Here is a 22503-nt window from a genome sequence, read left to right on the forward strand (position 1 = left end):
TCAGCCTCCCCGCCGGATGGTGATCTTCTGCTGCCGCCACCCGACCCCTGATACGAGGATCGCCTTGTCGATCGCATAGTCGACGGTCATCATGTTGTTCTTCATCCGGTAGTTGACGATGCGGTTCTGACCGCCGGAGACGACGAAGAGCACCGGCGCATCCTGACCTGAGATCGACTTCGGGAATTGGATGTAGGTCTTGACCCCGTCCGAATAGACCCGCTTCGGTTTCCACGAAGCCCCGCCGCTGATCGAATAGGAGAAGTTCAGCTTATCCGGCGCCGTGCCCGGAATGCCGCCGGTTTCGAGACGGGCATTGATGTCGGCGAGCTTGGTGGAGGTGTCCTCGGGGTACTCGAAACCAACGCGCGCCATGTACTGGCTGGGATGGGACTTGAGCTGGATATGATAGGTTCGCCGTGAGGTGGTGACGACCATCGAGGTGAGAAGACCTGGCTCCGACGGTTTGACAATCAGATGGATGGCCTGCCCGCCTGTCGCCCCCGAGGTGGCCGGCTCCACTTTCCACCGCACCGTATCGCCGACGAGCACGTCGCGAACGATCTCACCGCCCTGAAGCTCGATGTCGCAGACCTGCAGCGGCGAGCAGACGACGGACGGCTGGGTCTCGCCGAACAGAAAAATCACTTTGCCGTCCGGTCCCGTTGTGACCAGGCCCGGTGTGCCGCGCCATTTGCGGGAGATATTCGTACCCTTGACCTCGTTGCTCGTCATGCTTTGCGCCTGCGCGCCCACCACAAAGGCGAGTCCGGCCATGCAGCCGGCGGCTGCGATCAATCCTGTCTTTTGCATTGAGAAATCCCTGCCCTTAAAGCTGTGCCGTCCAGTCGAAATCCCGGACATAGAGGCCGATCGGATTGAGGCGGATCGTCGCCTCATCCTGTGGCGCGGTGAGCGCCACCGTTGCGATGCCGCGGAAGCGGCGTGTGCCGGTTTCCTTGCCCTTGCGGTCTCGCTCGTATTCCGTCCAGTCGATCTGATAGGTCTGGTTCGAGAGCGCCACGATGTTGTTGACCTCGATGGCGACGGTCGAGGACTTCGCTTTCTCGAAAGGTGAATTGCCTCGGAACCAGGCGTTGACCTTCTCCGTCGACGGATCGGAGGTGCGAAGAAGAGCGTATGTGCGGTCGATATATTGCTTCTGCACCACGGCATCCGGCGTGATCGAGCGAAAGCTTGTCACGAAGTTGCCGAGTGTGGCGCGAACCACGCGGACATCGGCATATTCGATCTGCTCCGGGAAGCCTGCCGTGACTGCCGTCCCCAGCTTGTCGACCTCAACGATATAAGGCACGAGCTTGACCTGGGTACTGAGATACATCGCGTAGCTGAAGCCGATGACGGCCATCGTCAGGCCGAGAATGCCGACGATCCGCCATGCGGAAGCAGCCTTCACATATGTGCCGTAGCGCTCGTTCCATTCCTGGCGGGCGGCAAGATACGGATTATCAGGGGCGCGGTTCGCTGCCATTTATTCTTCCCTTGTCTCGATTATGGTTTGTCGTTGCGTTCGGGAGGAGGCGTCGGGCCGCTGTGACCGCTGCGCTGTTCATCGAGCTTGGCGTTGGCTAGTCCGAGGATGGACCCCGCATAAGCACCGGGAGATCCGATTGCCTTTTCCTTCGCGGCCGAGCCTGCGGCTTGTGCCCCGGAACTGAAGCTTGCGCCTATCCCCCGCAGGGCAGCACCAGCGACGGATGAACCGCCAGCTCGTGCGGCTTGGGCCGCCGCAAAACCCGCGCCGGCAGCGCCGGCGGCCAAGAATCCAGCGCCCGCGGCGAAGGACGCCGCTTGCCCGCCGTGGCGGATTGTCTCCATACCGCCGGTGACGGAGGCTCCCTGGACGACACCCTGGATGATGTTCGGCACGTACATGGCGATGATGAAGACCACGACGGAAATACCGGCGATCGCCAGGGTGGTGACAAACTGGTCGGAGGATGCGGTCGGGGCATTGGCCAGACCCAAGAGGACCTGTGACCCAATCTTTGCGATCATCACCAGCGCCATCAGTTTCATGCCAACGCCGAAGGCGTAGACAAGATAGCGAACAGCAAAGTCTTTGGTGAAGGAGGAACCGCCCAGGCCAAGCATGATCATGCCGGCGAGCAGGCCGACATACATCTCAACCATCACCGAAACAAAAATCGCGGCAACCAGCGAAAAGCAGATGACGACGACACCCATTGCCAGCACCGCGGCAATCGCCAGCGCATTGTCCTCGAATACGCCGAACTGCGCCTGTTGCGACATTTGCGAGGCGACGCGAATGCCGGCATCGAACACTTCAGCGGGCGAGGCTGAACCGCCGCCGGCACCAATTTGGAAAAGACTGTCAACCACCGCCCGGGCAAAGGTCGGACCTTGGGTCAGAACGAATGCGAAGAACCCGACGAACATGATCCGGCGCACCAGCTCCGCAAACCAGCTATCCAGCGAGGCTGACTGGATCGCCAGCCAGACGGCGGCAATGCCGATCTCGATCGTTGCGAGGATCCAGAACAGCGATTTCGCCGCATCCATGATGGTGGTCTCCCAGCCCTTCGCGGCAGAGGAGACCTGGTTTTCCAGTTCCGTGAGGACCTGCCCCTCCTGCGCAAATGCGGGAGCAGCATAGGCGAGGAAGAACAGACCAGTTATCAGGAGTGAACGTGTGACAGCGGGCTTCACCATCTCGGCCGTATCTCCTGACCATCCTTGATCGGCGGCAGCTCCTTATTCGAGCCGAAGAACTTCTCCCGGGCTGAGCGCTGCTCCTCGGTAAGCGCAGGTCTTCCGCCGTCGCTGGATTTTACGATCAGCACTGTGGCCGCGGCGGATGCAGCGGCGACAGCAAGCACCAAAGCAATTAGGACGGATCGGCTCACCAGCGTGGCTCCATTCTCTGACCTTCCGGAATGCTCTTGACCTCAGCGTTGAAGAACTTTTCCCGCCGGGCCTGCGCCAGGTCCTTGTCGGTCTGCTCCGTCTGTAGCCAGGTTCCCATCATCGTCATCTGTTGCGAGACGAGACCGCGAAGCTTCTGCATCTGGGCAACCTGCTGAGCGGCGATCTCGTGGCCGACCTGCAACGCTTTCATCTGCCCGTCCGCCGTTTCGGACATCGACCGCAGCGAGGACATCGTATCTTCCTCGCTATCGAACTGGTCGGCCGTTAGGCTCGCAGCCTTCAGCGAGCTGGCGATCGTGTCGCGGTTGGTCGTCGACCAGGACTGATAAGTCGAGGAGAACGTCGCGTTATCCGGCAGGTTGGTTTTGAGGTCGGCGTAGCTCTGAAAGCGCTGCTGAAGAACGTCGTCGGCGTTGCCCATGGAGAATGAGATACTCTGACCCTGGTCGACAATACTGCGGAGCTGATTGAGATCGCTTTCGACCTGCCCCCAGACATGGTCAGGCAGCTGCGCGGTGTTTTGCAGCATGTTTTGGTAGATCTTAAGCTGGTTCTGGATCTGCTCCGCAAGCTGGCTGATCTGCGTCAGCTGATTGTCGACCTGGAGGCCCGAGCTCTTGAGAAGGTCCACCAATTGCGCATTGTTGGCGAGCTGCGTCCACTCCGTCGCAGCACCGGTGGCGGTCCCCGCCCGTGCTGAAGGTACGGCTCCGATCGTCAGGGCCGCGGCCGCCAGGCAGGCTAACCATCTATTCGAACTTGAGTAGCGATGCGGCATCGTGAACTCCTCTCGTTTCAAGCCAGCGGATTGGCCACTCGCGGCCATGTCCGGATTTCAGTGCGCGGATGCGCTTGAGGTCGTCCTTGCCCGACGCGCCGACAAAGCTCAGCGCAACCGGCCCCAGCGACATGTCGAAGAGCCGCCGGCCTTCCGGCGTGGCGACGTAGTATTCGCGTTTGGGGACTGCGTTCGAGACGATCTCAATCTGGCGCTCGTTGAAACCGATACGCTCGTAAAATTCACGTGTTCCTGGCTCTCTGGCGGCGCCATTCGGAAGGCAAATCTTGGTTGGGCAAGACTCCTTCAGCACATCGATAATCCCGGACCGTTCGGCATCCGAGATCGATTGGGTCGCAAGGACAACGGCGCAGTTCGCCTTGCGCAAGACCTTGAGCCATTCCCTGATCTTGCTGCGGAAAACTGGGTGGCCAAGCATCAGCCACGCCTCATCGAGCACGATCAGGCTCGGCGATCCATCCAGACGCTTCTCAATCCGCCGGAACAAGTAGGTCAGCACCGGCACGAGATTGCGCTCGCCCATGTTCATCAGCTGCTCGATTTCGAAGGTCTGGAAGGCCCCGAGTGTCAGGCCGTCCTCCTCCGCATCGAGGAGCTGGCCCATCGGCCCGTCAACGGTGTAGTGATGCAGCGCATCCTTGATCTCGCGCAGCTGCACGCCGCTGACGAAATCCGAGAGTGAGCGACCGGATGCGCTCGCCATCAGTCCGACCTGCCGAGAAATGGCGTTACGATGATCGGGGGTGATTGTGACGCCCTGCAGACCGACCAGCATCTCGATCCACTCGGTCGCCCAGGCCCGGTTGGCATCACTTTCGAGATCAGAAAGCGGGCAGAAGGCCAAGGCCCTCCCCTCTTCCGCATTGTCGCCGCCGATCTCATAGTGATCACCACCGGCAGCGAGCGTCAGGGGAAGAAGTGAACTGCCTTTGTCAAAGGCGAAGATCTGCGCATTTTCGTACCGGCGAAACTGTGCGGCGATCAGAGCAAGCAGCGTCGACTTACCAGAACCTGTCGGACCGAAGATCAACGTGTGGCCGACATCATCGACATGCAGGTTCAGACGGAACGCTGTCGAGCCGGTCGCAACCTGCATCAAGGGAGGGGAATTCGGTGGGTAAAAGGGGCATGGCGCGATCGGGTTTCCGGCCCAGACCGAATTCAGCGGAATCAAGTCGGCGAGATTGCTGGTGTTGATCAGTGGCTCACGGATGTTGCAGTACCAGTTGCCCGGCAGGCTGCCGAGATAGGCATCGGTGGCGTTCAGCGTTTCGATCCGCGCCCCAAACCCTTCCGCCTGGATCAGCCGCCGGATCGCTTCGGCCTTCTCCTGCAGGGCTTCGCGATCGTTGTCGAATAGCACGACGACCGGTGTGTAATATCCATAGGCAACCAGCTGCGATGAGGCCTGCGCGATGGCGTCCTCGGTCTCGGCGACCATGGTCATCGCGTCTTGGTCGACGGATCGACTTTGTGTCTGAAATATCTGGTCGAAGAACGGCCGGACCTTCTGCTGCCATTTCCTGCGTGTGCGTTCGAGCTTCTGTCGGGCCTCCTCGGCATCAAGGAAGATGAAACGTGATGACCACCGATAGGTGAGCGGCATCAGGTCAAGACTATTCAGAATGCCCGGCCAGCTTTCAGCCGGCAGACCGTCGATCGCGACGACGCCGAGAAAGCGATTTTCGACCTTCGGCGTCAGTCCGTGTTCAAGCTCCGCCGTGGCGATCCAGTCGAGATACATCGGAACATCGGGAAGCCTGATTGGATGGTTCTCGCCGGTAATGCAGAAGCGGGCGAACTGAAGCAGTTCGTCATATCGGGCAATTCGCTCCCCTCCCCTTCCGACCGTTTCTCGGGTTTCCATTCGCCGGATCGAAAGTGTGTTGGCAAAATACTGCTCAAGCTCTCGCACCGCGTTCTTGAACACGAAGAGCACCGTGTCCGCGTAGGATTTCTTCCGGCTCTCCTCGTCCGAATAGATGTACTTGCTGAGAGCTGTTTTCTTGGACTCGAGCGGCCGGTAAGTCAGGATCAGCGCATGCTTGCTCTCGAAATGCCCCTGCTCGCGCGCGAAATGCGCCCGGCGCTCCCCGTCGATTGCGCGGGTTACCGGATCGGGGAAATGGCAACGGTCTTCTGTGGGATAGTCGACCGTCGGAATGCGAATGGCGTCGACCTGGATCATCCAGCCGCTTCCAAGCCGCGACAGAACGGCGTTGATCTGCCTCGACAGGTCGTTGCGTTCGAGGTCAGTCGCACTTTCGGAATCTGGTCCCGCGAAATACCAGCCGGCCATCAGGCTTCCGTCCTTCAAGAGGAGGACACCATTGTCGACCAGGCCGGCATAGGGAACGAGATCAGCAAAGGAAGGGCCGGTCGCCCGGAAGCGTTTGAGAGCTACCATGGCCGCCTCCTCAATACCGGCGCCAAGGCGATGTCGTCGCCTTGTAGGTGGGCTTGTAGGAAATGTGCCTGATATAGACTTGCCGCATGAACGGGTCGGACTTCGCCATCATTCTGAGGAGCCCGACGATCACGACCCAGACGGCGATTCCGAAGAGCGCCGAATAAACCGTCAGCACCACGAAGATCAGGATGACGGCGGCGAGACCGGTCAGCAACACAAGCTCCCTGTCGGCGCCCATCAGCAGGTTTGGACGCGACAGTGCACGGTGGATGCGGTTGCGCTGCAGGCCGGATGGGGAATTAGCCATGAGTTCCCTCCCCGCCTCCGGCCGATCCAATCGTGGTGAGCTGTTCGCTCGTCAGTCCTATCGAGGCGCCGGTTGCGCCAAACAGGCCGACGATGTTGGTGGCGCCGAGGAGGATGCCGGCGACGAGAACGACGTATACAAGTCGCCGCGCGAAATCATTCAGTTCGCCGCCGAAGATGAGCATGCCGCCGGCGATGGCGACTGCTGCAAGCGCGATCGCACCCGCGACCGGGCCGGTGATCGACTCCTGGATCTGCTGCAGCGGCCCTTCCCACGGGAGACTGCCGCCGGAGCTGGCAAGGGTCGGCGCGACCGAGGCGAGAACGATGGGCGCCGCCAAGAGCGCGACGGCGATGAATGATTTCCTATGCGACATGGCGCGCTTCCTGTTCTTCTGTGAGCTGATCGGATTCGACCTCGTATTGACCGTTGACGAACCGCTCGACCTGGATGACGTCGCGAACGCGCCGTCCGCGCGGCGTCCGCTCAATGGAGATCACGAGATCGACGGCTTCCCCGATCACCTCTTGCATCGGCTGCTGGCTTGCCTCGGCCGTCAGCTGTTCAAGACGGCGCAGCGCCGACATGGCGGTGTTCGAGTGGATGGTCGCCACGCCGCCCGGATGACCGGTGTTCCAAGCCTTGAGCAGGGTCAGGGCAGCGCCGTCGCGGACCTCGCCCACAACTATCCGATCAGGACGCAGGCGCATCGTGCTCTTTAGAAGCCGTGCCATGTCGATCGTATCGCTGGTATGGAGCAGAACTGCGTTCTCGGCAGTGCATTGAATTTCGGCGGTGTCTTCCAGAATGACGAGCCGATCTTCTGGCGCGCTTTTCACGATCTCGTCGATCACAGCATTCGCAAGCGTCGTCTTGCCCGAGCCCGTTCCCCCGGAAATGATGATGTTGAGCCTCGCGGAAATCGCGCTGCGGATCGTCGCGGCCTGGTATTCGGTCATCACTCCGGTCCGGACGTAATCTTCGAGCGGGATGAGGCGCGATGCCCTGCGCCGGATCGTGAAAGCAGGCCTGGCGACCACGGGAGGCAACAGTCCCTCGAAGCGGTGACCGCCGATCGGCAGCTCTCCGGAGATGATCGGCTGTTCGGTATCGACCTCCGACTGCAGTGCATGCGCGACAGTACCGATCACCATTTCGGCCGCGGCCGGGGACATTTCGCCGGCGGGCGCAACGCCATGTCCGAGGCGTTCGATAAACAGCTTTCCATCCGGATTGAGCATGATCTCGACGACTGTTGCATCGTCCAGCGCCACGCAGAGCTGGTCACCGAGTGCTTCCTGAAGTTTACGCACAAGCCGAGGGTGAGAGCGAAGCTGGTTCACGGATTTCTCCTACGCTGCCTTGCTGAGGGAGGTGAATTCAGAGCGATAGTTGGCGGGACGGAGCTTTTGAAATGTACTGGCGTCGGCGAGTAGGATTCCCGCGACCGCCATCGTCACCCCGAACTTCCTGGGCTCGCCCAAGCGCTGAAGGGGCCACCCGACGCGCGCGAGGATCCGCTCGAAACGCAGGTCAGTGACGGTGACGATTTCGGTGAAACCGTTCGACATGCACCATTCGATGATGCCGGCGAACATGGTCAGCGTCGCCTCATGGACGGATCCGTCTCCCCTGCCCTCGCCGAGCGCCGTATCGACGCAAAAACGGGAGCTCTCGATCATCGCGGAATGGGCGTTCAACCGGCCATTCGGAAGGAGTGAGTGAAAGACGTCGGCCACCATTGTGGGGCCAGGCGCCGGAAGCAGCCGCGCGCATCCTGCTACCTGGCGACTGTCGGAAATTGCGAGGATGTAAGTCGGTATCAGAGTGTCGAAAGCATCCAATTCCACGCCGTCGATAACTTCGACATCCCAGCCTAGCCGGTCGGCGAAGACCCGCGCGCGTAGCTCGTGATGGCGGTGGATAAGCTCAGCTTCCTGAATATTTTTCGGTGTTGAGATCGCGAGAACCTGCATGAATTTCTCCGTCGTCGTTGTTCGGCGGAGAACTCAGCACGGTTTGGACACGGTGAGTAGTTGTAGGATTCTACAAGGTAAGATCCAGCTGAGTCGCGGTGGTGAGTCTGCTTTAGCTGGACGACAATGCGGATTCCGTGTCGTCTCCTTTGGGTTACGATTGTAGGATTCACAGTAAGACAAATCATGAACATAGCTGACGGTCTGGTATGCTAACAGGTTGTATTAGATAATAAATCCGGATTTTGTGTGTTAGGTGGATCTGCGGTCGTTAACCTTCTGTTAACGCTATTTCCCTTGCGGCATTGCCAGAATCATGCGTTATCTTGAGACGGCAATAACGCGTCTGACGCTAATAAACCGTCTGAAACCTGAGGCCCAAGTGAACGTGATCGACCGGCACATTAATCGAGCATCAACTTCCGCACACATCACCCAGCGCGCGGAAGCGTTGTCTGCGAGACTCAGGGCGGTTGGTGAGCGCGCGTTTCCCCCTACCGCACAAAAGTCGCTTCGATCTTTCACTTCCGGCGAGGTCGCCGAAATTGTCGGCGTGTCAGACGGCTATCTTCGCCAGCTTTCGCTCGATGGACTCGGCCCTTCGCCAGATTTGGGAAGCGCCGGTCGCCGCTCTTACACTTTGGAGCAAATCAATCAACTCCGTGAGTATCTTGCCGGAGCTCGACCTAAGGAAGCAAGTAGATTTTGGCCACGTCGGCGCAGTGGCGAAAAACTTCAGGTGATCACGGTCGCAAATTTCAAAGGCGGCTCCGCGAAGACAACAACTGCTGTTTATCTCGCACAAGGACTTGCGTTGCAGGGCTACCGTGTCTTGGCGGTTGATCTTGATCCTCAGGCTTCCCTCTCCGCAATGTTCGGTTATCAGCCAGAGTTCGACGTTGCCGAAAACACGACCCTTTATGGTGCGATCCGCTACGACGACCAGAGGGTGACGATGAAGGACGTTATCCGGCGCACCTACTTTACCGGGATAAGCATTGTCCCGGGTAATCTCGAACTGATGGAGTTTGAACATCAGACCCCTCGATTCATGCTGCAGAATCGAGGGCGTCCGGAGGATCTATTTTTCAGACGTGTCGCAGGCGCAATCAATCAGGTCGAACAGGACTTCGACGTCGTTGTCGTCGATTGCCCCCCACAACTGGGCTTTTTGACCATGGGCGCCCTTAACGCAGCGAGTGGCATGATTGTGACTGTCCATCCCCAAATGGTCGATGTCGCATCCATGAGCCAGTTCCTCTTGATGACGTCCGATCTCGTGTCGGTAATTGAAGAAGCCGGCGGACGGCTCGACTACGACTTTCTACGGTTTCTTATTACGAGGCATGATCCGCGCGACGTCCCCGAGCAGGAAATCGTGGCGCTGCTTCGTGACGTCTTCGGAATCGACGTCATGGCGGCATCCGCATGGAAGTCGACGGCAATCGCCAATGCCGGTCTTACCAAGCAGTCGCTCTATGAACTCTCGCGCGGCGCGGTAGGACGGACGACGTATGATCGAGCAATGGAATCCATCAATGCCGTGAATCTGGAAATTATCGACCAGATAAACAAGGTCTGGGGTCGATGATGGCGGCTCAATCGCTGATAAATCAAAACCTTAGTGTGTTGTCAGCTGACTACACGGTCTTACTAGAACTGTTGTTTGGATAGGGTCGGAACGATGAGCAAACGTACACAATCCATTCGCTCAATGTTTGCCGGGGGCAACGATCAGACCGCTTCTAATGACGCACAGCAGCCTGTGCAGCGAGTTGCCTCGGGTGCGGTCCGGTCGTTGAAAGACACGTTCTCAGAGGTGGAAAGACATTACGAAGAGCTCAAGCAGCAAGTTGCTGACGGAGCTGTTCCAGTCGAAATAGACCCAGAATTGGTCGACCCCTCGCCCTTCGCGGACCGGTTTGAGGACCAAGACATGGCTGTCTTGGAGGTCCTTAAGACTTCGATCAAAGATCATGGACAAGAAATTCCGATCCTTGTTCGACCGCATCCAGCTGAGATCGGACGATATCAGGTTGCCTACGGCCACCGCAGACTACGTGCGACTGCCGAACTCGGCTTGAAAGTCAAAGCCTATGTCCGCGAACTGGATGACGATCGTCTTGTCGTCGCGCAGGGCATTGAGAATTCCGCTCGTGAAGACCTGACTTTCATCGAACGGGCGGCGTTTGCACTCAAACTGGACGAGGGTGGTTTTCAACGGTCGCTAATACAAATGGCTTTGTCTGTTGACCGACACGAAGCTCAAAAGCTGGTAACAGTTGCTCGGGCAGTTCCGCAGTGGTTGATTGATTCCATTGGCCGTGCGCCGAAGATCGGTCGACCGAGGTGGCAGGAGCTCGCAGAACTTTTGAAAGTCCCGGGCGCAGAGAAGAAGGCCCGCAAAGCCACCCAGGACAAATCCTTCTCACATAGGGATTCTGACAATCGTTTCCTGGTCGTCCTAAGAGCGTCCAAGATAGATGATGTGACGGCGCCGTCTGTAGCCCCCACCCGCTTGGTCGCAAAATCTGCTGACGGGCTTCAAATCGCGACGCTCGCCATCGGCGGCAAGCAGTGCAAAATCGAAATGAACCGAGATAGAGACGAGACTTTTGCAAAGTTTGTTATGGAGCAGCTTCCTGCGCTCTACGCGAACTTCAGAAAGGAAAATCCGTCATCTGAAGGATAAATAAGGATAGGAACAGCAAAAGAAAGGCCCCCAAACGTCGCCGTCGTGGAAGCCTCTCTCAATGGTCTAAGCAGCCTGAGAATCGCATTTCCATGAATCGCAGTCAAGAGTCTTTGGCACCGTTTTTGGTGAGCAGATTTCTTTTGCCTATTGAAGGGTGAAAGACATGCAGAGTGGAAATGTGACGACGCCGTTTGGGCGGCGGCCGATGACGCTTGCCTTAGTGGCGGCACAGTTCAAATCCGCCGACATCAGGCAGGGTAAATCGGCCGACAAGTGGAAGATCTATCGCGATGCTTGTGACGCGCGATCATTGTTGGGTTTGCGCGATCGGGCACTTGCAGTGCTCAACGCGCTTCTATCATTCTACCCTGAGGCTGAACTCAAGGAGGAAGCGAATCTTATCGTGTTTCCGTCCAATGCCCAACTCGCGGCACGGGCAAACGGTATCGCCGGCACGACGCTACGCGAGAACTTGGCCCTCTTGGTCGATGCAGGTCTCATCCAACGGAATGATAGCCCGAACGGGAAACGCTATGCGCGCAAGAGCTCAGATGGGTCCATCGAGACAGCCTTTGGCTTCAGTCTTGCGCCGCTTCTGGCCCGATCAGAAGAACTTGCGGTTATGGCCCAGCAGGTCGCAGAGGGTAATCGCAAGCTCAAAATCGTCAAAGAGCGCATCACAATTGCCCGACGGGATGTCCGGAAATTGATCTCTGCGGCAATGGAAGATCACGTTCCCGGGGATTGGGCCAAGGTCGAGGAGCTTTATGTTGAAGCCATGGCACGGCTGCGGCGGGCAAAAGGGGCGGACGAATTAATCGGAATTCTCGACGAAGTCGAGATGCTGAAGGAAGAAGTAGTCAATCTATTGGAACGGCACGTCAATCTTGGAAAATCCGACGCCAATGATGACGGATTCCGTCAGCACATACAGAATTCAAATACCGAATCCAGCAATGAACTTGAACCTTGCTCTGAAAACGAGCAGGGCGCGAAGCAGAGTAAAAACGTTGAACTAAGAGCCGAATCGATAAAATCATTCCCGCTTGGTATGGTCCTTCGGGCATGCCCGGAGATTTCCATGTATGGTCCGGGCGGAGCAATCGGCAGCTGGCGGGACCTTATGATGGCCGCCGTGGTCGTGCGATCAATGCTGGGGGTAAGCCCGTCGGCCTACCAGGACGCCTGCGAAGTAATAGGGGCTGAAAACGCGGCCGCAATGATGGCTGCAATCCTGGAGCGGGCGGGGCACATCACATCGGCCGGTGGATATCTTCGCGATTTGACGTCGAGGGCGAAACGCGGCGAGTTTTCTCTCGGACCAATGTTGATGGCGTTGCTGCGGGCCAATGGCGGCGAACAAAGGCGGGCTTAATCGCGGTTCCAAATTATATCCCTTGAAAAACATTAGTGCCCTTTGAACCGCCGCTTTGTTTTGTTGTCAGCTGACCACAAGCTAAATTGTTGTTTTTGCTACTTGGTTGCAATAATAGCATTCTAAGGTGCGATTTTACTTCGCAGATCCATTCAGAATGGCGGCCCGTTCAGGTGCGTGAGCGAATGCGAGACCTTATATCCATGCGGACGCTCCGCGACCACATATTTGGATGCGTTGCACAGTGGGGAGTCATATGTTGGCGAAGCTTGGATGCGATCGCCGAAAGCAGCCTTCTGCATGCAGCCATCCCAGCCAGTACCTTATGGCGTTTTTCCCGGAGACCGGTGTTGCCAGGCGGTGGGCCTTTTGCTTGCGCAGCTTTGATGCCTGGTTTCGTTCGCACGGAGATCGGTACGCGCTCAACTTGTGCTGTGGCGGCTAGTACCTAGAGAGAAAGACGCTCCGCTGCGTCGATATCCCGATCGGACCTCGCAGCGAATGAAATAGAACCTCTTCAAGTCGATCCTTCGATCACTCGGAAGATGGCTGACGGAGTGGCGAGTTCTCGCTTAGACCAATATTGATGGCTTTGATGCGTTCTCATGTCCAGCAGCGTCGTGTTGGCTAGCAAAACCACCGAACCCGGGCACTACAGGATTCGAACACATGAGAACTGGTTTCTAGATTGGAGAAGCCCGACGACTATGTGTTCAGATCGATTGTATTATCACGGGTCGTGCCATCTGATTCATGGAATTAGTCCGTACAGGTGGCAAGAACAATTGACTCTTGGATCGCGCTGGCAAACAAAGCAGCGATGTACAGAGGATGAATAATTGCTGACCAAGAAATCCAGACCCAGGATGGCGCCGTAGCGGCAGAAGCTGAGCCCGCTGCTCCGAAAAAGACTTCAAAAAGGAAATAACACGAAGGCTGAAAAAATTCGTGCGAATGCGTCGAAACTGGCGAAGCAGAAGGTCCGCGGCCTTACCGGGGAGGAAAAGCTGGAAAAGATTGGTCAGATTGAAGCTACGGTCGCTGGCGGCGCAACCTTGAAGATGCCGTGAAAAGCGCTGGTATTTCGGATCAGACTCATTATCAGTGGAAGAAGGCTTTGGCTCAACCGGCGCCACCCGTTTCCGCAGCATCTCTTTCGGTGGATGACGAACTCGCCGAATTCATCCAGCTCGAGGAAGAAAATCGGCGCCTCAGAAAGCTGCTCTCAGAGAAGCTGCGCGCCGAAAACGCTGATCTGCGCAAGAGACATGGTATGAGTTAGCGGTCTTTCGGTGTCCATCCCTCGATCACCTTGACGTGCAATCCTCGGGATTGGCCGGTTTCAAAAATTCCCGTGCATCCTGATCATTCTGCGCCCTCACTCATTCCATTTCTTAGGAACATGCGAACACCACGATCCAATTTCATCGTCGAATATAAGACGAACAGGCGCCAGACACTTCGCCGAACCTCAATCTGGGGCGATCTGGATTTGCAGGCTGTTGCCCGCGCGGTAGAGGCTGACGATGTGATGCCAAAGCTTGATCTGCCTCAAGCAGCATCAGTTCAGGAGGACGTTGTCGCGGTGAAGTTCGAGGTGGTAGACTACTCGGATGTTCCGATTGACGGCGAAGTCCCTCCGGATAGTCCTGCCGCAACGTCGTCGTCGAAAGAGTTTTCCATCGAGTCTGAAGCTGTGGAAGACGATGCGTCCGACCCCACGCGCTCGGTGCATCAGCAGCGTAGCCCGGGTTCAGGATGGACTCCGAAGTCTGGAGCGAAAGCACGGAGTAAGAAGACGCCGTCAGCGAGCCCCGCAAGTGCACCAATTCTCAATCTTCGCCGCGATCCCCCGCTGCTGTGCGGCTTGGATGAAGAGCTCGCCGCTCTCGAGGCTGAAAACCGCCATCTGAGAAGCCTCATGGTCGTGAAGCTCCGGAAGGAGAACGAAAGGCTGAAGTTCATGCTTCGGCGATTTGGTCAAAGTCGCTAAGTTTGATTACTAGCACGAACGAGTATGCGCATCGGTCGGCGACCGCTGAACCCGCAGTAGCAGGCGTCTAAGGCGGGAATCTCGTAAATTCGGTGGTTGATGGTGTCGTTTGGCATTTAATCGTAAGAACGCGGCCGTTCCGGCAGGTGGTGGCATTTAATTTGAGATTTTCGGTGCGATTTTCGGCGTCTGGCACCTTCCGATTTGGCAATAACCGTTTGTGACGGTTTAGCATTTTCTGAGGACGATTGGCCGACGGCATTCATCTTTTCCATGGCGACGAATCTCACCTTAAGTGCCAATCGAAGCCTGAATCTCAAAATTAACTGCTCAATCTCAATTTAAGTGCCACGCTATCTTGTTGAAATTATCGCATGCGGAGTCTTGCGATTAAATGCAAAACGACACAAGACTCCCATTATGTTGTCGTCCATTCGGGCGCCTCCCCGGCCATCTTTCCTACGCTGCGACCGCTCTGTCGACACGATCGCCTTGACTTGGTCTTGGCCACTGTGCTCGTAAGCAATGACGACGTGGCGAGCCCTGGACACGACTTAGCCGTTGTAACGCTCGATGAGGTCCCCGGTGGACGGCCCGAACATTCTATCGAATGTCCTGCTGCTGTCGATAGGCCATTCACTGCAGCCAAGGTCGGAACACGTTGAAAGGTGGGGGGGATCGTACTACTATATAGTTGGAACGAAAGGCGATCAGCTTCGATGCAGATAGTGTGGACATTTACAGCGCGGTCATACCTCGACCAACTCGCATCGGAAGAGAAAGCAAAGGTGGTCAACGCTGTTGAACGTCTGTCGCGCGGCGGACGATCCTCAGCTCTGGAGCAAACAAAGCTATTGCTCGGGACGAAAGATCTCTTTTCCCTTAGGGTGGGAGCCGAGTTGCGAGTCCTCGTTCGCTTCGAGGGCGAAAATCTAAAAATTGAGGACGTCGTTAGGCGTAGCCAGCTCGATGGATTGCGGAGAGTTGAGAGGTTGGCACAGGCCCACTCTGTATGAAATCCTTTGTTTCCTTAAATCTTGATACTTCGATCTTACGACAAAACCTGGACGAACTTGACGAGCTCCTTAAATCCGAGAGCCATCTCAAGGAACGGGATCAGATAGCGCCATTTTTTAAAGAGCGCCCGCATCTCTGCGCTGCTATTGGCTACGGAAACAATGCTGTCGAACTACCCAACTGCTGGGCAAGCGAACTCGACTTGTTTGGCGATTTCGTGTGCGACGCGGCTTCTGGCGATACTGAGGCGAATGCATTCACATTGATCGAGGTCGAGGACGCGCGAGAATACAGCATCTTTACAAAGCTCGAAGCCGGAAAATCAATGAAACACTGGTCCAACCGATTTGAGCACGGCTCGTCGCAGTTGGTTGATTGGGCGTGGCGGCTGTCGGAAGAAAAAAACTCTTCCGCATTCAGACGGATTTTCGGTACGAATAGCCCGACAATTCACCTGCTTCTGATTGTAGGGCGTGATGCGGATCTCGTGCCAGATGATCTTGATCGACTTCGCTGGCGTGCTAACAATGTTGCCTTTGGTGGTTATCGGATGTCGTGCTTCACCTTTGACGGAATACTAGCCTCAATCCGTCGTCGTCTTCTTCTGGCAAGCCAGCCGTCAGAGGTAACCTGAAACGTTTGCGAGATCCGGCTGAAGGCGCCAAGCCCGCGATCTTACAACGGCCCCGGCGTAACAATGAAAACGGTCATCATCTAAATTACAGAAGTGCTCACAAGCCCGAGCTAAGTTAGGCTGCTTCTCCTGAGTAGTGCCGTTTGAGATAGACTTCCATCCCCAACTGAATTTGCGCGAACCAAGGTCCTGACAGACTCATAACAAGCGCGCCGCGCGTCCACACCGTCTGGTGGCATTGCTGGATGCCTGTTGAATCGAGCGATGACGTGACTGCTCCATCGCCTCGGGTAGGGGAATGCCTCGGTTCGCCGCCTCGGCCAGATACCTGACCGCAACCCATGGGCCGAAAACTCCCCGCTCTCCAACCCGGCCATCTCCACCCTCTGCTTGATAACGGCGTTGACCGACTGCGGATCGAGCGCCCGCCGCGAAATTGTCCCCCAGCGCCCGCCCCCCCCCCCGAAACACGCTGCCCTTGTCGATCTTCCCCCGCCGCCAGCCAGGCATTCAACGCCTCGACAGGCCGGCCGGTGAGATAGACGACTCGTCCTCCTCGCCTGACGTCGTTTTGGTACGGCCAAGATGAATGGCGAGAGAGGGGAGGGGAGTGCCGCCTTCGGTCTCGATCGGAGCTTCCACGGTCAGTTGTTCCAGGCGAAGGCCTGCGATCTCGCTGCGCCGGCGGCCGCCGGAGGCAAAGGCGACCATCAGGATCGCCCGGTCGCGGAGATCACGCGGGCTTTCGGTCGCGCACGTCACCAACAGCTTGGCCAGCACGTCGCCGGTGACCGCCTTTGCGCTTTTGCGGCGGCGTTGCCGCAGGACGGCGCGCACATCCAGACGAACGGCGGATTCGAGGGCAGGGGAGCCGAAGGCGTCGGTAAGCCCGCGCCATCTGGTCAGTGTCGACCAGTTCGCCAGCCGACGGAGCACGGTCGCCGGCGCATGTGGGCCGGCGGACTTGAGGAATCCCTGGTGCCGGAGGTTTTCGGCCACGTCTGCCGGGATGCCGTGATCTGAATCGGCAGTACGTTTCTCCGGATCCCACAGGTGATGGGTGACGAATTTCAGGAGCAGCGCTTCGGGCGCCGGCCAGGGTAGAGATTTTCCGGAGGCCGCCAGACCCCAGGCTTCGAAATAGGCGAGATCGGAGGTCAGCGCCCGGAGCGTATTGTCGCCCATGCGCTGTGTGGCTTTTAGCTAACAATTTCAATTGAAGCGGAAAGCTAAAAATCCGACACGCAATTTGCCCCAACGAGTTCATAGTGAGCAGGGGAGGGGCCTCAAAGCCCTGTGGCTTTGGTGAGATTGACGCGAAAGCGGTCACGCCGGCGCTGGTATTTCCGCGTCATTTCCGCACTGGCATGGCCGAGCTGCTTCTGGACATAGCGCTCGTCGACCTCCGCGGAGGAGGCCAGACCGGCGCGCAGCGAGTGACCGGAGAATTTTGCCGCGCGTTCGGCCTCGTTGAGGTCGCCCCTGACGCCGGCGGCCAGTGCCGCCTTTTTGACGAGACGGGCGACCTCGCGATCGTTCAGCCGGTCCGGTCCGACATCCTTGCCCTGGCCGCGGACGCGGCGGAACAGCGGACCCTTGGCAATCCGGGCGAACTTGATCCAGGTTTCGATAGCGAGAACCGGACAGGTCGCATCGGACGAGCCGCGGCCGACTTCCACCTCCCGCCATCCGGTCTTGCCGCGCAGGGTGACGAGCAGGCCCTTCTCGAGGATCTCGATCCAGCCGCGCGCGTCCTCGCTCTGGTCGCGGCCGATATCGAGCCCAACGATCTCGGAACGGCGCAGACCGCCGGCAAAGCCGATCAGCAGCATGGCGCGATCGCGCAGGCCGCGCAGGGTTCCCCTGTCGAGCGTTTCCAGCATGCCGATCAGGTCTTCGGGCAGGAGGGCTTCCTTCTGCCGCGGCGGGGCGGCGTGCGTGTTGCAAATGCCAGCCATTACGGTGGCGATATGACGGTCCTTGCGGTCGAGCGGCGTGCCGCGCTGGGCGTAGCTCCAGGTCAGCGCCGAAAGGCGGCGCTCGATCGTCGTGACGGAGCTGGGCTTGCGATCGGCCGCAGCAGTGCCGGACGCGAGCGCCGTAATGTACAGGCCGACGGTGTGCGGATCGGGCGGTAGGGGCGCGAGACCCTGGCGGCGGCACCAAGCGGAAAAGTGCTTCCAGTCGGAGGCGTAGGCCTTGCGGGTGTTGGCGGCGCTCGCCGCCTCGACATAGGTACGGGCGCGTTCGGCGAGCTGCTCGAGGTGCGCCGGCAAGGTCCGCGCCTCCGGAAGAGGGGAGGGGAGGCCAGCGCTGGCCGTCGAGATGCCGACCGCCATCTGCGGCGCGGCAATAGCGTCGCGAGCGGTCGTGCTCTCAGACGGAGAGGAGGTCTCTGTGGCGTGATTTTCGTCGTTTTGCTCGATGATATGGGCCATTCTTTATATAAAGAGCAAAACGTCCGATAATGCAAGATTATCGGACGTTATATATCCGCGACAAGCGGTGCGGTTTAGGCGGATAATGCTGGACTAAACCGCTCACCTAATCTACACTCCGTCGCATGGATTCGTTCGACCCCTCCGCTCCAACCGCCCCCGCCTGGTCGCCCCGCATGCCGGGATGGGCACTGCCGCGTGGTCGCGACATCACTGAATCCGACGCCGCCTTCGCCGCCGGTATCGCCCTGAAATCGCTCGATGATCTGATCCGCGCCGATCCGCCGTGGCTCGGCTGCTGGCGCGATCGCCTTGCTCTCAAATCAGCTGCCGTCGCCGCCAGAATGCTTGGCCGCAATGAAGAGGAAACCGCCATTCGCGACGCGATTTTGCTCACCGCGCCCGGCAACGATCCCGGGCCGGCCGGAAAGCTGTTTCTTGCCATACGAATGCTGACGCGCCAATCCGGGACGATTGCCACGCCATTCGTTAAGGAGCTCTGCGCGCTGCTGGGGATTGGCTGGGAGGATGCTCTTGTCTCCGTCCCGGATTTTGTCGATACGGCGATCCAGTCCGGGCGCGCGGCACCCCTCGCAGTTGCCGAGCTTGTATCGGCGATTACGACCATTCGCCCGGACACCGAGGTGCTGTCGCTTGGGCTCGCCGAGATCGTTCTGGCGCTAATGCTGAACTGGCCGAAACCCGTACCGCTGCTAATCCCCGAGCGGTTTGGCGAGGCGTTCCGCACCATCGGCGGCCGTGGTCGCGTCCGGTCTGGCGAAGCGGCTTATCCGAGGGCGATCTGCCTGGCTTTGATGGATGGTGTGGCGGCGGCGCTGCGATCTGCCGTGGAGATCGATCGAAGGGCAGCGCGGTTGCTGGCTGTGGCACCAAAGCTCCGTACCAGGGGCGCCGAGCCGGTGATCCGGCGTTTGCTGTCCGACGACGCTATTCTGGCGTCGGTCCCAGGAAGCGAGCTGTCGCGCTGGGCAGCGAACCGGCTGTTCGATCGGCTCGAGAGTTTTGAAGCGGTGCGCGAGCTGTCCGGCCGCTCCTCCTTCCGCATCTTTGGATTATGATGATGAGGGGAGCGAGCGCGACAAAAACCACACTGCGTCGGGCAAAAGACCGACAGCAAGATGTCCTGTATGATCGCGAGCTCGAGGACTTACCGCAAGAACTTCGTTGGCGGGAATGGATGCTGCGGATTGAGGCGGTGATCTTTGCCTCGGCTGAGCCGGTCAGCCGCGAGACGCTGGCGCGTGTGGTGGGAAAGGATTGTAGCATTGATCTGTTGATCGACGATCTCGTCGAGGAGTTGCGGGATCGGCCTTACGAGCTGGTGTCGGTCGCCGGCGGCTGGCAGCATCGCACCCGGCCGCGGTTTGCCGAGACGATTCGCGCGTCTTCGGCCCCGACAAGGGGAGGGGCGGCGGCACTCTCCGAGTTCGAGGCGATGGTGCTGATGGCGGTGGGATATTTACAGCCGATTACCCGCGGCGAGCTGTCAAAGATCTTTGGGAAGGAGGTCAGCCGTGACGTCGTTGGTAATCTGCGCGGGGCGGGTTTTATCGGCTCCGGGCCACGCAGTCCGACGCCAGGCGCGCCCTATACTTACATAACGACCTCACACTTTCTTTCGGTCTTTGGTATGGAGACGTTGCGTGACCTTCCCAATATCGAAGCGCTCGAGGACGCCGGCTTGCTGAGCAGACGTGCCGTTCAAGATGATGTCGCCTTCGATCCAACTGAAGGGGAGGCAATGTTCATTGAATGAATGAGGGCAGCGTACTTCTGCATTTGCGACCCGGACGAAGGCGCTGTGACGGGAGCAAACTGCAGAATTTCGTCTTGGACAACCGTGCTGTCTTCCAATGGTCCGTCCGAGAGACCTTCTAAGGCGAAGTCCGAATGGGAAACAGGTCCCCGCCGTAGTGGTGAAGCCTGGTGTGATGGCGACGGCATAGCCATCGGACGTTCAATGGCTCGTCGTATTGATCGTGATGAGCATCGACGTCTTCATCACCACAGACCTCACACGTGTTCTTTCTCAGCTCGCCCGCCTTCACGGCACGCTGCACCAAGAGGTGAGCCTCATATTTTGCAGGATTAGCACGCCGCCAATTCGCTTGGCGGGTATCTGTCTTTAGCATCTATCTAGTCTTCCCGATCAGTTCAGGGTGTAGCGCTTCCAGGGTATCGCCTGCATTGGCACCCGCGACAGAAAATTAACAAGATCACGTCGGCCACGATATGTCGGTACGCCCCTGCTGTTTTGTGCCATGAGAACAATCGGCACGCCCGGGAATGCTGGCTGGAAGCTATATGCAACGTCGTCGGCCTGATGGCCGCTGTTCAAAACGTGCGGCTTGACGATGACTATGGCGAAGGTGACGCCCTGCTCGCGAACTAATGCGCCTTCAAACTGCATTTCTTCTCTCCTTTGATGAAGAGGCCGCCTCACTCCAGGCGGCCTCAGGTTTTAGCCACGCGGCGGGAACGGGTCGCGACCGTAGGAATCCTTGTCCCGGATTTGTCCGTTGGGACGGTGGATGACGACTTCGCTCTGCTGGTTGATCGCAATTTTGCGAGCAGCGGCAGCCGCGTCGGCCTGCGTTCCATGGGTGGAGGTCACTCGCTGATTTCCAGCGCCCCGCACGGCCCATTCGCCGTTATGGGGAACCACATGCTGATTCTTCCTTGTCATTGCATCAGAATCTTTTTTCTTGAGTGCCGTAAGAGTTTACATTAAGGAAAATTTAATTGTCAATATGGCTATTGTGGTTTACGAATGGATGACGAATTTTTACGCATGGAGTGATCATGACCATTGAGATGAAAAATGTGCTGGAGTTGGCCGACGCGGCACTTTCCGCTGACTACACGCGCGTACGCAGAGCTGCGAATGCGCTTGCGCGAGATCTCGACAAGAATGGTGAGACTTCCATTGCCAAGGAGCTGAAGGCCCTGGTGCGCAAGAGGGGGGTGCCTTTGAAGGCGTCTGGCTACGTGGAATCGCTGCCCGTGGACTCGAAATCCCGCTTGCCGCTTGTCGAGGAGCAGACCTGGCCCGATACGCCTATTTTTCTCAACGAAGGCGGGTGGCATGTGTTCAGCGATTTCATCGCGGATGCTCGGCGCATTGATGACTTGAGCGCCAAAGGATTGGCCTCACGTCTTGGGCTTCTGCTCTCTGGCCCGCCAGGAACAGGCAAGTCTCTCCTTGCCGGCCATATCGCTGCGCAACTGTCTCGTCCGCTATATGTCGTCCGGCTCGACTCGGTCATCTCCTCTTTGCTCGGGGACACCGCCAAAAATATCCGCTCGGTGTTTGATTTCGTGCCGGCGCGAAACGCCGTTCTTTTTCTCGATGAGATGGATGCAGTCGCAAAGCTGCGTGACGATCGTCACGAGTTGGGCGAGCTCAAACGCGTTGTCAATACCGTCATTCAAGCGTTGGACGGGCTAGACCCGAGCTCGATCGTGGTTGCTGCAACCAATCATGCGCATCTTCTTGATCCTGCAATATGGAGGCGGTTTCCTTATAAAATTGAACTCGGTCTTCCGGATGAAAGCGTTCGCGCTGACCTTTGGCGCCATTTTCTCTTCGAGGACAAAGATGAGGAGAGGCGCGCCGAGCTATTCGCCGTCGTGTCCGAAGGGTTGTCGGGGGCCGATATCGAAACGATGAGTCTGTCGGCGCGGCGTCATGCCGTTCATGAGTCGCGTGATATTGATTTTGGAGCCGTCGTTGTGGCTCTGCTGGAGCCGCGGTCAGGCCGTACTGTCCCTGTACAGCGGCAGCCATTGGATGCGGAGCAGAAACGCCAGGTTGCAATAGCCCTCAAGGAGAAGTACGCCATTGGGGGCGCGGATACCGCCCGCATTCTCGGAGTGTCGCGGCAAGCCATTTACGCTTACCTGAAGCAACAGGAAGGGGAGGTGTAGT

General features: G+C 58.1%; 23 protein-coding genes and 1 pseudogene. 9 read left to right on the forward strand and 15 right to left on the reverse strand.

Translation table 11 applies throughout. The features are described from left to right. Genes trbG through traI form a run of 10 tightly spaced genes read right to left on the reverse strand, consistent with a single transcriptional unit; the run spans position 1 to position 8402 of the window. Positions 1-813 carry a P-type conjugative transfer protein TrbG gene (trbG, locus tag EXN68_RS25180; RefSeq protein WP_012475999.1) on the reverse strand — a complete coding sequence of 271 codons (813 nt, stop codon included), beginning with the start codon at positions 811-813 and terminating at the stop codon, positions 1-3. Between the two features lie 16 nt (positions 814-829). After that, on the reverse strand, positions 830-1492 hold the full coding sequence (locus tag EXN68_RS25185; RefSeq protein WP_012476000.1) for a conjugal transfer protein TrbF: 663 nt from the start codon (positions 1490-1492) through the stop codon (positions 830-832). A 20-nt stretch (positions 1493-1512) separates the two neighbouring features. After that, positions 1513-2694, reverse strand: a complete 1182-nt coding sequence (gene trbL / locus EXN68_RS25190) for a P-type conjugative transfer protein TrbL (RefSeq protein WP_012476001.1) — start codon at positions 2692-2694, stop codon at positions 1513-1515. Then, positions 2688-2888, reverse strand: a complete 201-nt coding sequence (trbK, locus tag EXN68_RS25195) for an entry exclusion protein TrbK (protein WP_012476002.1) — start codon at positions 2886-2888, stop codon at positions 2688-2690. Before trbK ends, trbL begins: the two co-directional genes overlap by 7 nt. Beyond that, positions 2885-3688 carry a P-type conjugative transfer protein TrbJ gene (gene trbJ / locus EXN68_RS25200; protein ID WP_077768124.1) on the reverse strand — a complete coding sequence of 268 codons (804 nt, stop codon included), beginning with the start codon at positions 3686-3688 and terminating at the stop codon, positions 2885-2887. Before trbJ ends, trbK begins: the two co-directional genes overlap by 4 nt. After that, complete coding sequence (locus tag EXN68_RS25205) at positions 3660-6116, reverse strand: conjugal transfer protein TrbE (RefSeq protein ID WP_012476004.1); 2457 nt, start codon at positions 6114-6116, stop codon at positions 3660-3662. The genes trbJ and EXN68_RS25205 overlap by 29 nt, the downstream gene beginning before the upstream one ends. A 10-nt stretch (positions 6117-6126) precedes the next feature. Then, positions 6127-6426, reverse strand: a complete 300-nt coding sequence (locus tag EXN68_RS25210) for a conjugal transfer protein TrbD (protein ID WP_012476005.1) — start codon at positions 6424-6426, stop codon at positions 6127-6129. Next, entirely contained in the window at positions 6419-6802 is a 384-nt protein-coding gene (locus EXN68_RS25215) for a TrbC/VirB2 family protein (RefSeq protein ID WP_012476006.1), read from the reverse strand. Before EXN68_RS25215 ends, EXN68_RS25210 begins: the two co-directional genes overlap by 8 nt. Further along, positions 6792-7769 carry a P-type conjugative transfer ATPase TrbB gene (gene trbB, locus EXN68_RS25220; protein ID WP_077768123.1) on the reverse strand — a complete coding sequence of 326 codons (978 nt, stop codon included), beginning with the start codon at positions 7767-7769 and terminating at the stop codon, positions 6792-6794. The genes EXN68_RS25215 and trbB overlap by 11 nt, the downstream gene beginning before the upstream one ends. Positions 7770-7778: 9 nt before the next feature. Continuing rightward, entirely contained in the window at positions 7779-8402 is a 624-nt protein-coding gene (gene traI / locus EXN68_RS25225) for an acyl-homoserine-lactone synthase (RefSeq protein WP_012476008.1), read from the reverse strand. A 382-nt stretch (positions 8403-8784) separates the two neighbouring features. Here traI and repA point away from each other — a divergent pair, with 382 nt between their 5' ends. The 6 genes from repA (at position 8785) to EXN68_RS25255 (ending at position 16116) form a co-directional block, all read left to right on the forward strand. Further along, positions 8785-9993: a plasmid partitioning protein RepA gene (gene repA / locus EXN68_RS25230; RefSeq protein ID WP_234888145.1), complete on the forward strand. Its 1209-nt coding sequence runs from the start codon at positions 8785-8787 to the stop codon at positions 9991-9993. Positions 9994-10086: 93 nt separating this feature from the next. Next, positions 10087-11094: a plasmid partitioning protein RepB gene (gene repB, locus EXN68_RS25235; RefSeq protein ID WP_012476010.1), complete on the forward strand. Its 1008-nt coding sequence runs from the start codon at positions 10087-10089 to the stop codon at positions 11092-11094. Positions 11095-11260: 166 nt separating this feature from the next. Beyond that, the gene (repC, locus tag EXN68_RS25240) at positions 11261-12472 is read left to right on the forward strand and encodes a plasmid replication protein RepC (RefSeq protein WP_012476011.1); all 1212 of its coding nucleotides are present in this window, start codon (positions 11261-11263) and stop codon (positions 12470-12472) included. A 1066-nt stretch (positions 12473-13538) separates the two neighbouring features. Next, on the forward strand, positions 13539-13754 hold the full coding sequence (locus EXN68_RS25245; RefSeq protein WP_116979320.1) for a hypothetical protein: 216 nt from the start codon (positions 13539-13541) through the stop codon (positions 13752-13754). A 120-nt stretch (positions 13755-13874) separates the two neighbouring features. After that, on the forward strand, positions 13875-14465 hold the full coding sequence (locus EXN68_RS25250) for a hypothetical protein (RefSeq protein WP_012476012.1): 591 nt from the start codon (positions 13875-13877) through the stop codon (positions 14463-14465). Positions 14466-15477: 1012 nt separating this feature from the next. Continuing rightward, positions 15478-16116, forward strand: a complete 639-nt coding sequence (locus tag EXN68_RS25255) for a Shedu anti-phage system protein SduA domain-containing protein (RefSeq protein ID WP_077768120.1) — start codon at positions 15478-15480, stop codon at positions 16114-16116. A gap of 198 nt (positions 16117-16314) precedes the next feature. Here the strand turns inward: EXN68_RS25255 and EXN68_RS25260 are convergent. Continuing rightward, positions 16315-17301: pseudogene (locus EXN68_RS25260) on the reverse strand (tyrosine-type recombinase/integrase). 101 nt (positions 17302-17402) lie between these two features. Next, positions 17403-18554 (reverse strand): site-specific integrase, encoded by a 1152-nt coding sequence (locus EXN68_RS25265; protein ID WP_012476015.1) that lies wholly within the window; start codon positions 18552-18554, stop codon positions 17403-17405. A 125-nt stretch (positions 18555-18679) separates the two neighbouring features. Here EXN68_RS25265 and EXN68_RS25270 point away from each other — a divergent pair, with 125 nt between their 5' ends. Both EXN68_RS25270 and scpB read left to right on the forward strand, forming a co-directional pair. Next, a complete protein-coding gene (locus EXN68_RS25270) occupies positions 18680-19633 on the forward strand; it encodes a DUF1403 family protein (protein WP_012476016.1) in 954 nt (317 codons plus the stop codon). Positions 19634-19635: 2 nt separating this feature from the next. Beyond that, positions 19636-20331 carry an SMC-Scp complex subunit ScpB gene (gene scpB, locus EXN68_RS25275; protein WP_077768119.1) on the forward strand — a complete coding sequence of 232 codons (696 nt, stop codon included), beginning with the start codon at positions 19636-19638 and terminating at the stop codon, positions 20329-20331. Between the two features lie 118 nt (positions 20332-20449). On the opposite strand, the gene EXN68_RS25280 is transcribed toward scpB, so the two are convergent. Genes EXN68_RS25280 through EXN68_RS25290 form a run of 3 tightly spaced genes read right to left on the reverse strand, consistent with a single transcriptional unit; the run spans position 20450 to position 21261 of the window. Further along, positions 20450-20707 (reverse strand): hypothetical protein, encoded by a 258-nt coding sequence (locus tag EXN68_RS25280; protein ID WP_077768118.1) that lies wholly within the window; start codon positions 20705-20707, stop codon positions 20450-20452. A 17-nt stretch (positions 20708-20724) separates the two neighbouring features. Continuing rightward, positions 20725-20985, reverse strand: coding sequence for a hypothetical protein (locus EXN68_RS25285; protein ID WP_162854303.1), 261 nt, complete (start codon positions 20983-20985; stop codon positions 20725-20727). A gap of 51 nt (positions 20986-21036) precedes the next feature. Beyond that, positions 21037-21261 carry a DUF2188 domain-containing protein gene (locus tag EXN68_RS25290; RefSeq protein WP_077768116.1) on the reverse strand — a complete coding sequence of 75 codons (225 nt, stop codon included), beginning with the start codon at positions 21259-21261 and terminating at the stop codon, positions 21037-21039. 116 nt (positions 21262-21377) lie between these two features. Here EXN68_RS25290 and EXN68_RS25295 point away from each other — a divergent pair, with 116 nt between their 5' ends. Next, entirely contained in the window at positions 21378-22502 is a 1125-nt protein-coding gene (locus EXN68_RS25295; RefSeq protein ID WP_010900329.1) for an AAA family ATPase, read from the forward strand. The last annotated feature ends 1 nt before the right edge of the window (position 22503 follow it).

The organism is Martinezella rhizogenes (assembly GCF_007002745.1).
Classification (GTDB): Bacteria; Pseudomonadota; Alphaproteobacteria; order Rhizobiales; family Rhizobiaceae; genus Agrobacterium; species Agrobacterium cucumeris.

Excerpts from the sequence above, each read along its gene's own strand:
- EXN68_RS25210 (WP_012476005.1), bottom strand. The coding sequence starts at position 6,426 with ATGGCTAATTCCCCATCCGGCCTGCAGCGCAACCGCATCCACCGTGCA.
- EXN68_RS25215 (WP_012476006.1), bottom strand. The coding sequence starts at position 6,802 with ATGTCGCATAGGAAATCATTCATCGCCGTCGCGCTCTTGGCGGCGCCC.
- EXN68_RS25185 (WP_012476000.1), bottom strand. The coding sequence starts at position 1,492 with ATGGCAGCGAACCGCGCCCCTGATAATCCGTATCTTGCCGCCCGCCAG.
- EXN68_RS25205 (WP_012476004.1), bottom strand. The coding sequence starts at position 6,116 with ATGGTAGCTCTCAAACGCTTCCGGGCGACCGGCCCTTCCTTTGCTGAT.
- EXN68_RS25295 (WP_010900329.1), top strand. The coding sequence starts at position 21,378 with ATGACCATTGAGATGAAAAATGTGCTGGAGTTGGCCGACGCGGCACTT.
- repB (WP_012476010.1), top strand. The coding sequence starts at position 10,087 with ATGAGCAAACGTACACAATCCATTCGCTCAATGTTTGCCGGGGGCAAC.
- trbG (WP_012475999.1), bottom strand. The coding sequence starts at position 813 with ATGCAAAAGACAGGATTGATCGCAGCCGCCGGCTGCATGGCCGGACTC.
- EXN68_RS25270 (WP_012476016.1), top strand. The coding sequence starts at position 18,680 with ATGGATTCGTTCGACCCCTCCGCTCCAACCGCCCCCGCCTGGTCGCCC.
- repC (WP_012476011.1), top strand. The coding sequence starts at position 11,261 with ATGCAGAGTGGAAATGTGACGACGCCGTTTGGGCGGCGGCCGATGACG.
- scpB (WP_077768119.1), top strand. The coding sequence starts at position 19,636 with ATGAGGGGAGCGAGCGCGACAAAAACCACACTGCGTCGGGCAAAAGAC.
- trbJ (WP_077768124.1), bottom strand. The coding sequence starts at position 3,688 with ATGCCGCATCGCTACTCAAGTTCGAATAGATGGTTAGCCTGCCTGGCG.
- traI (WP_012476008.1), bottom strand. The coding sequence starts at position 8,402 with ATGCAGGTTCTCGCGATCTCAACACCGAAAAATATTCAGGAAGCTGAG.
- EXN68_RS25255 (WP_077768120.1), top strand. The coding sequence starts at position 15,478 with ATGAAATCCTTTGTTTCCTTAAATCTTGATACTTCGATCTTACGACAA.
- EXN68_RS25280 (WP_077768118.1), bottom strand. The coding sequence starts at position 20,707 with ATGCTAAAGACAGATACCCGCCAAGCGAATTGGCGGCGTGCTAATCCT.
- EXN68_RS25265 (WP_012476015.1), bottom strand. The coding sequence starts at position 18,554 with ATGGCCCATATCATCGAGCAAAACGACGAAAATCACGCCACAGAGACC.
- trbL (WP_012476001.1), bottom strand. The coding sequence starts at position 2,694 with ATGGTGAAGCCCGCTGTCACACGTTCACTCCTGATAACTGGTCTGTTC.
- EXN68_RS25290 (WP_077768116.1), bottom strand. The coding sequence starts at position 21,261 with ATGACAAGGAAGAATCAGCATGTGGTTCCCCATAACGGCGAATGGGCC.
- EXN68_RS25285 (WP_162854303.1), bottom strand. The coding sequence starts at position 20,985 with ATGCAGTTTGAAGGCGCATTAGTTCGCGAGCAGGGCGTCACCTTCGCC.
- EXN68_RS25250 (WP_012476012.1), top strand. The coding sequence starts at position 13,875 with ATGCGAACACCACGATCCAATTTCATCGTCGAATATAAGACGAACAGG.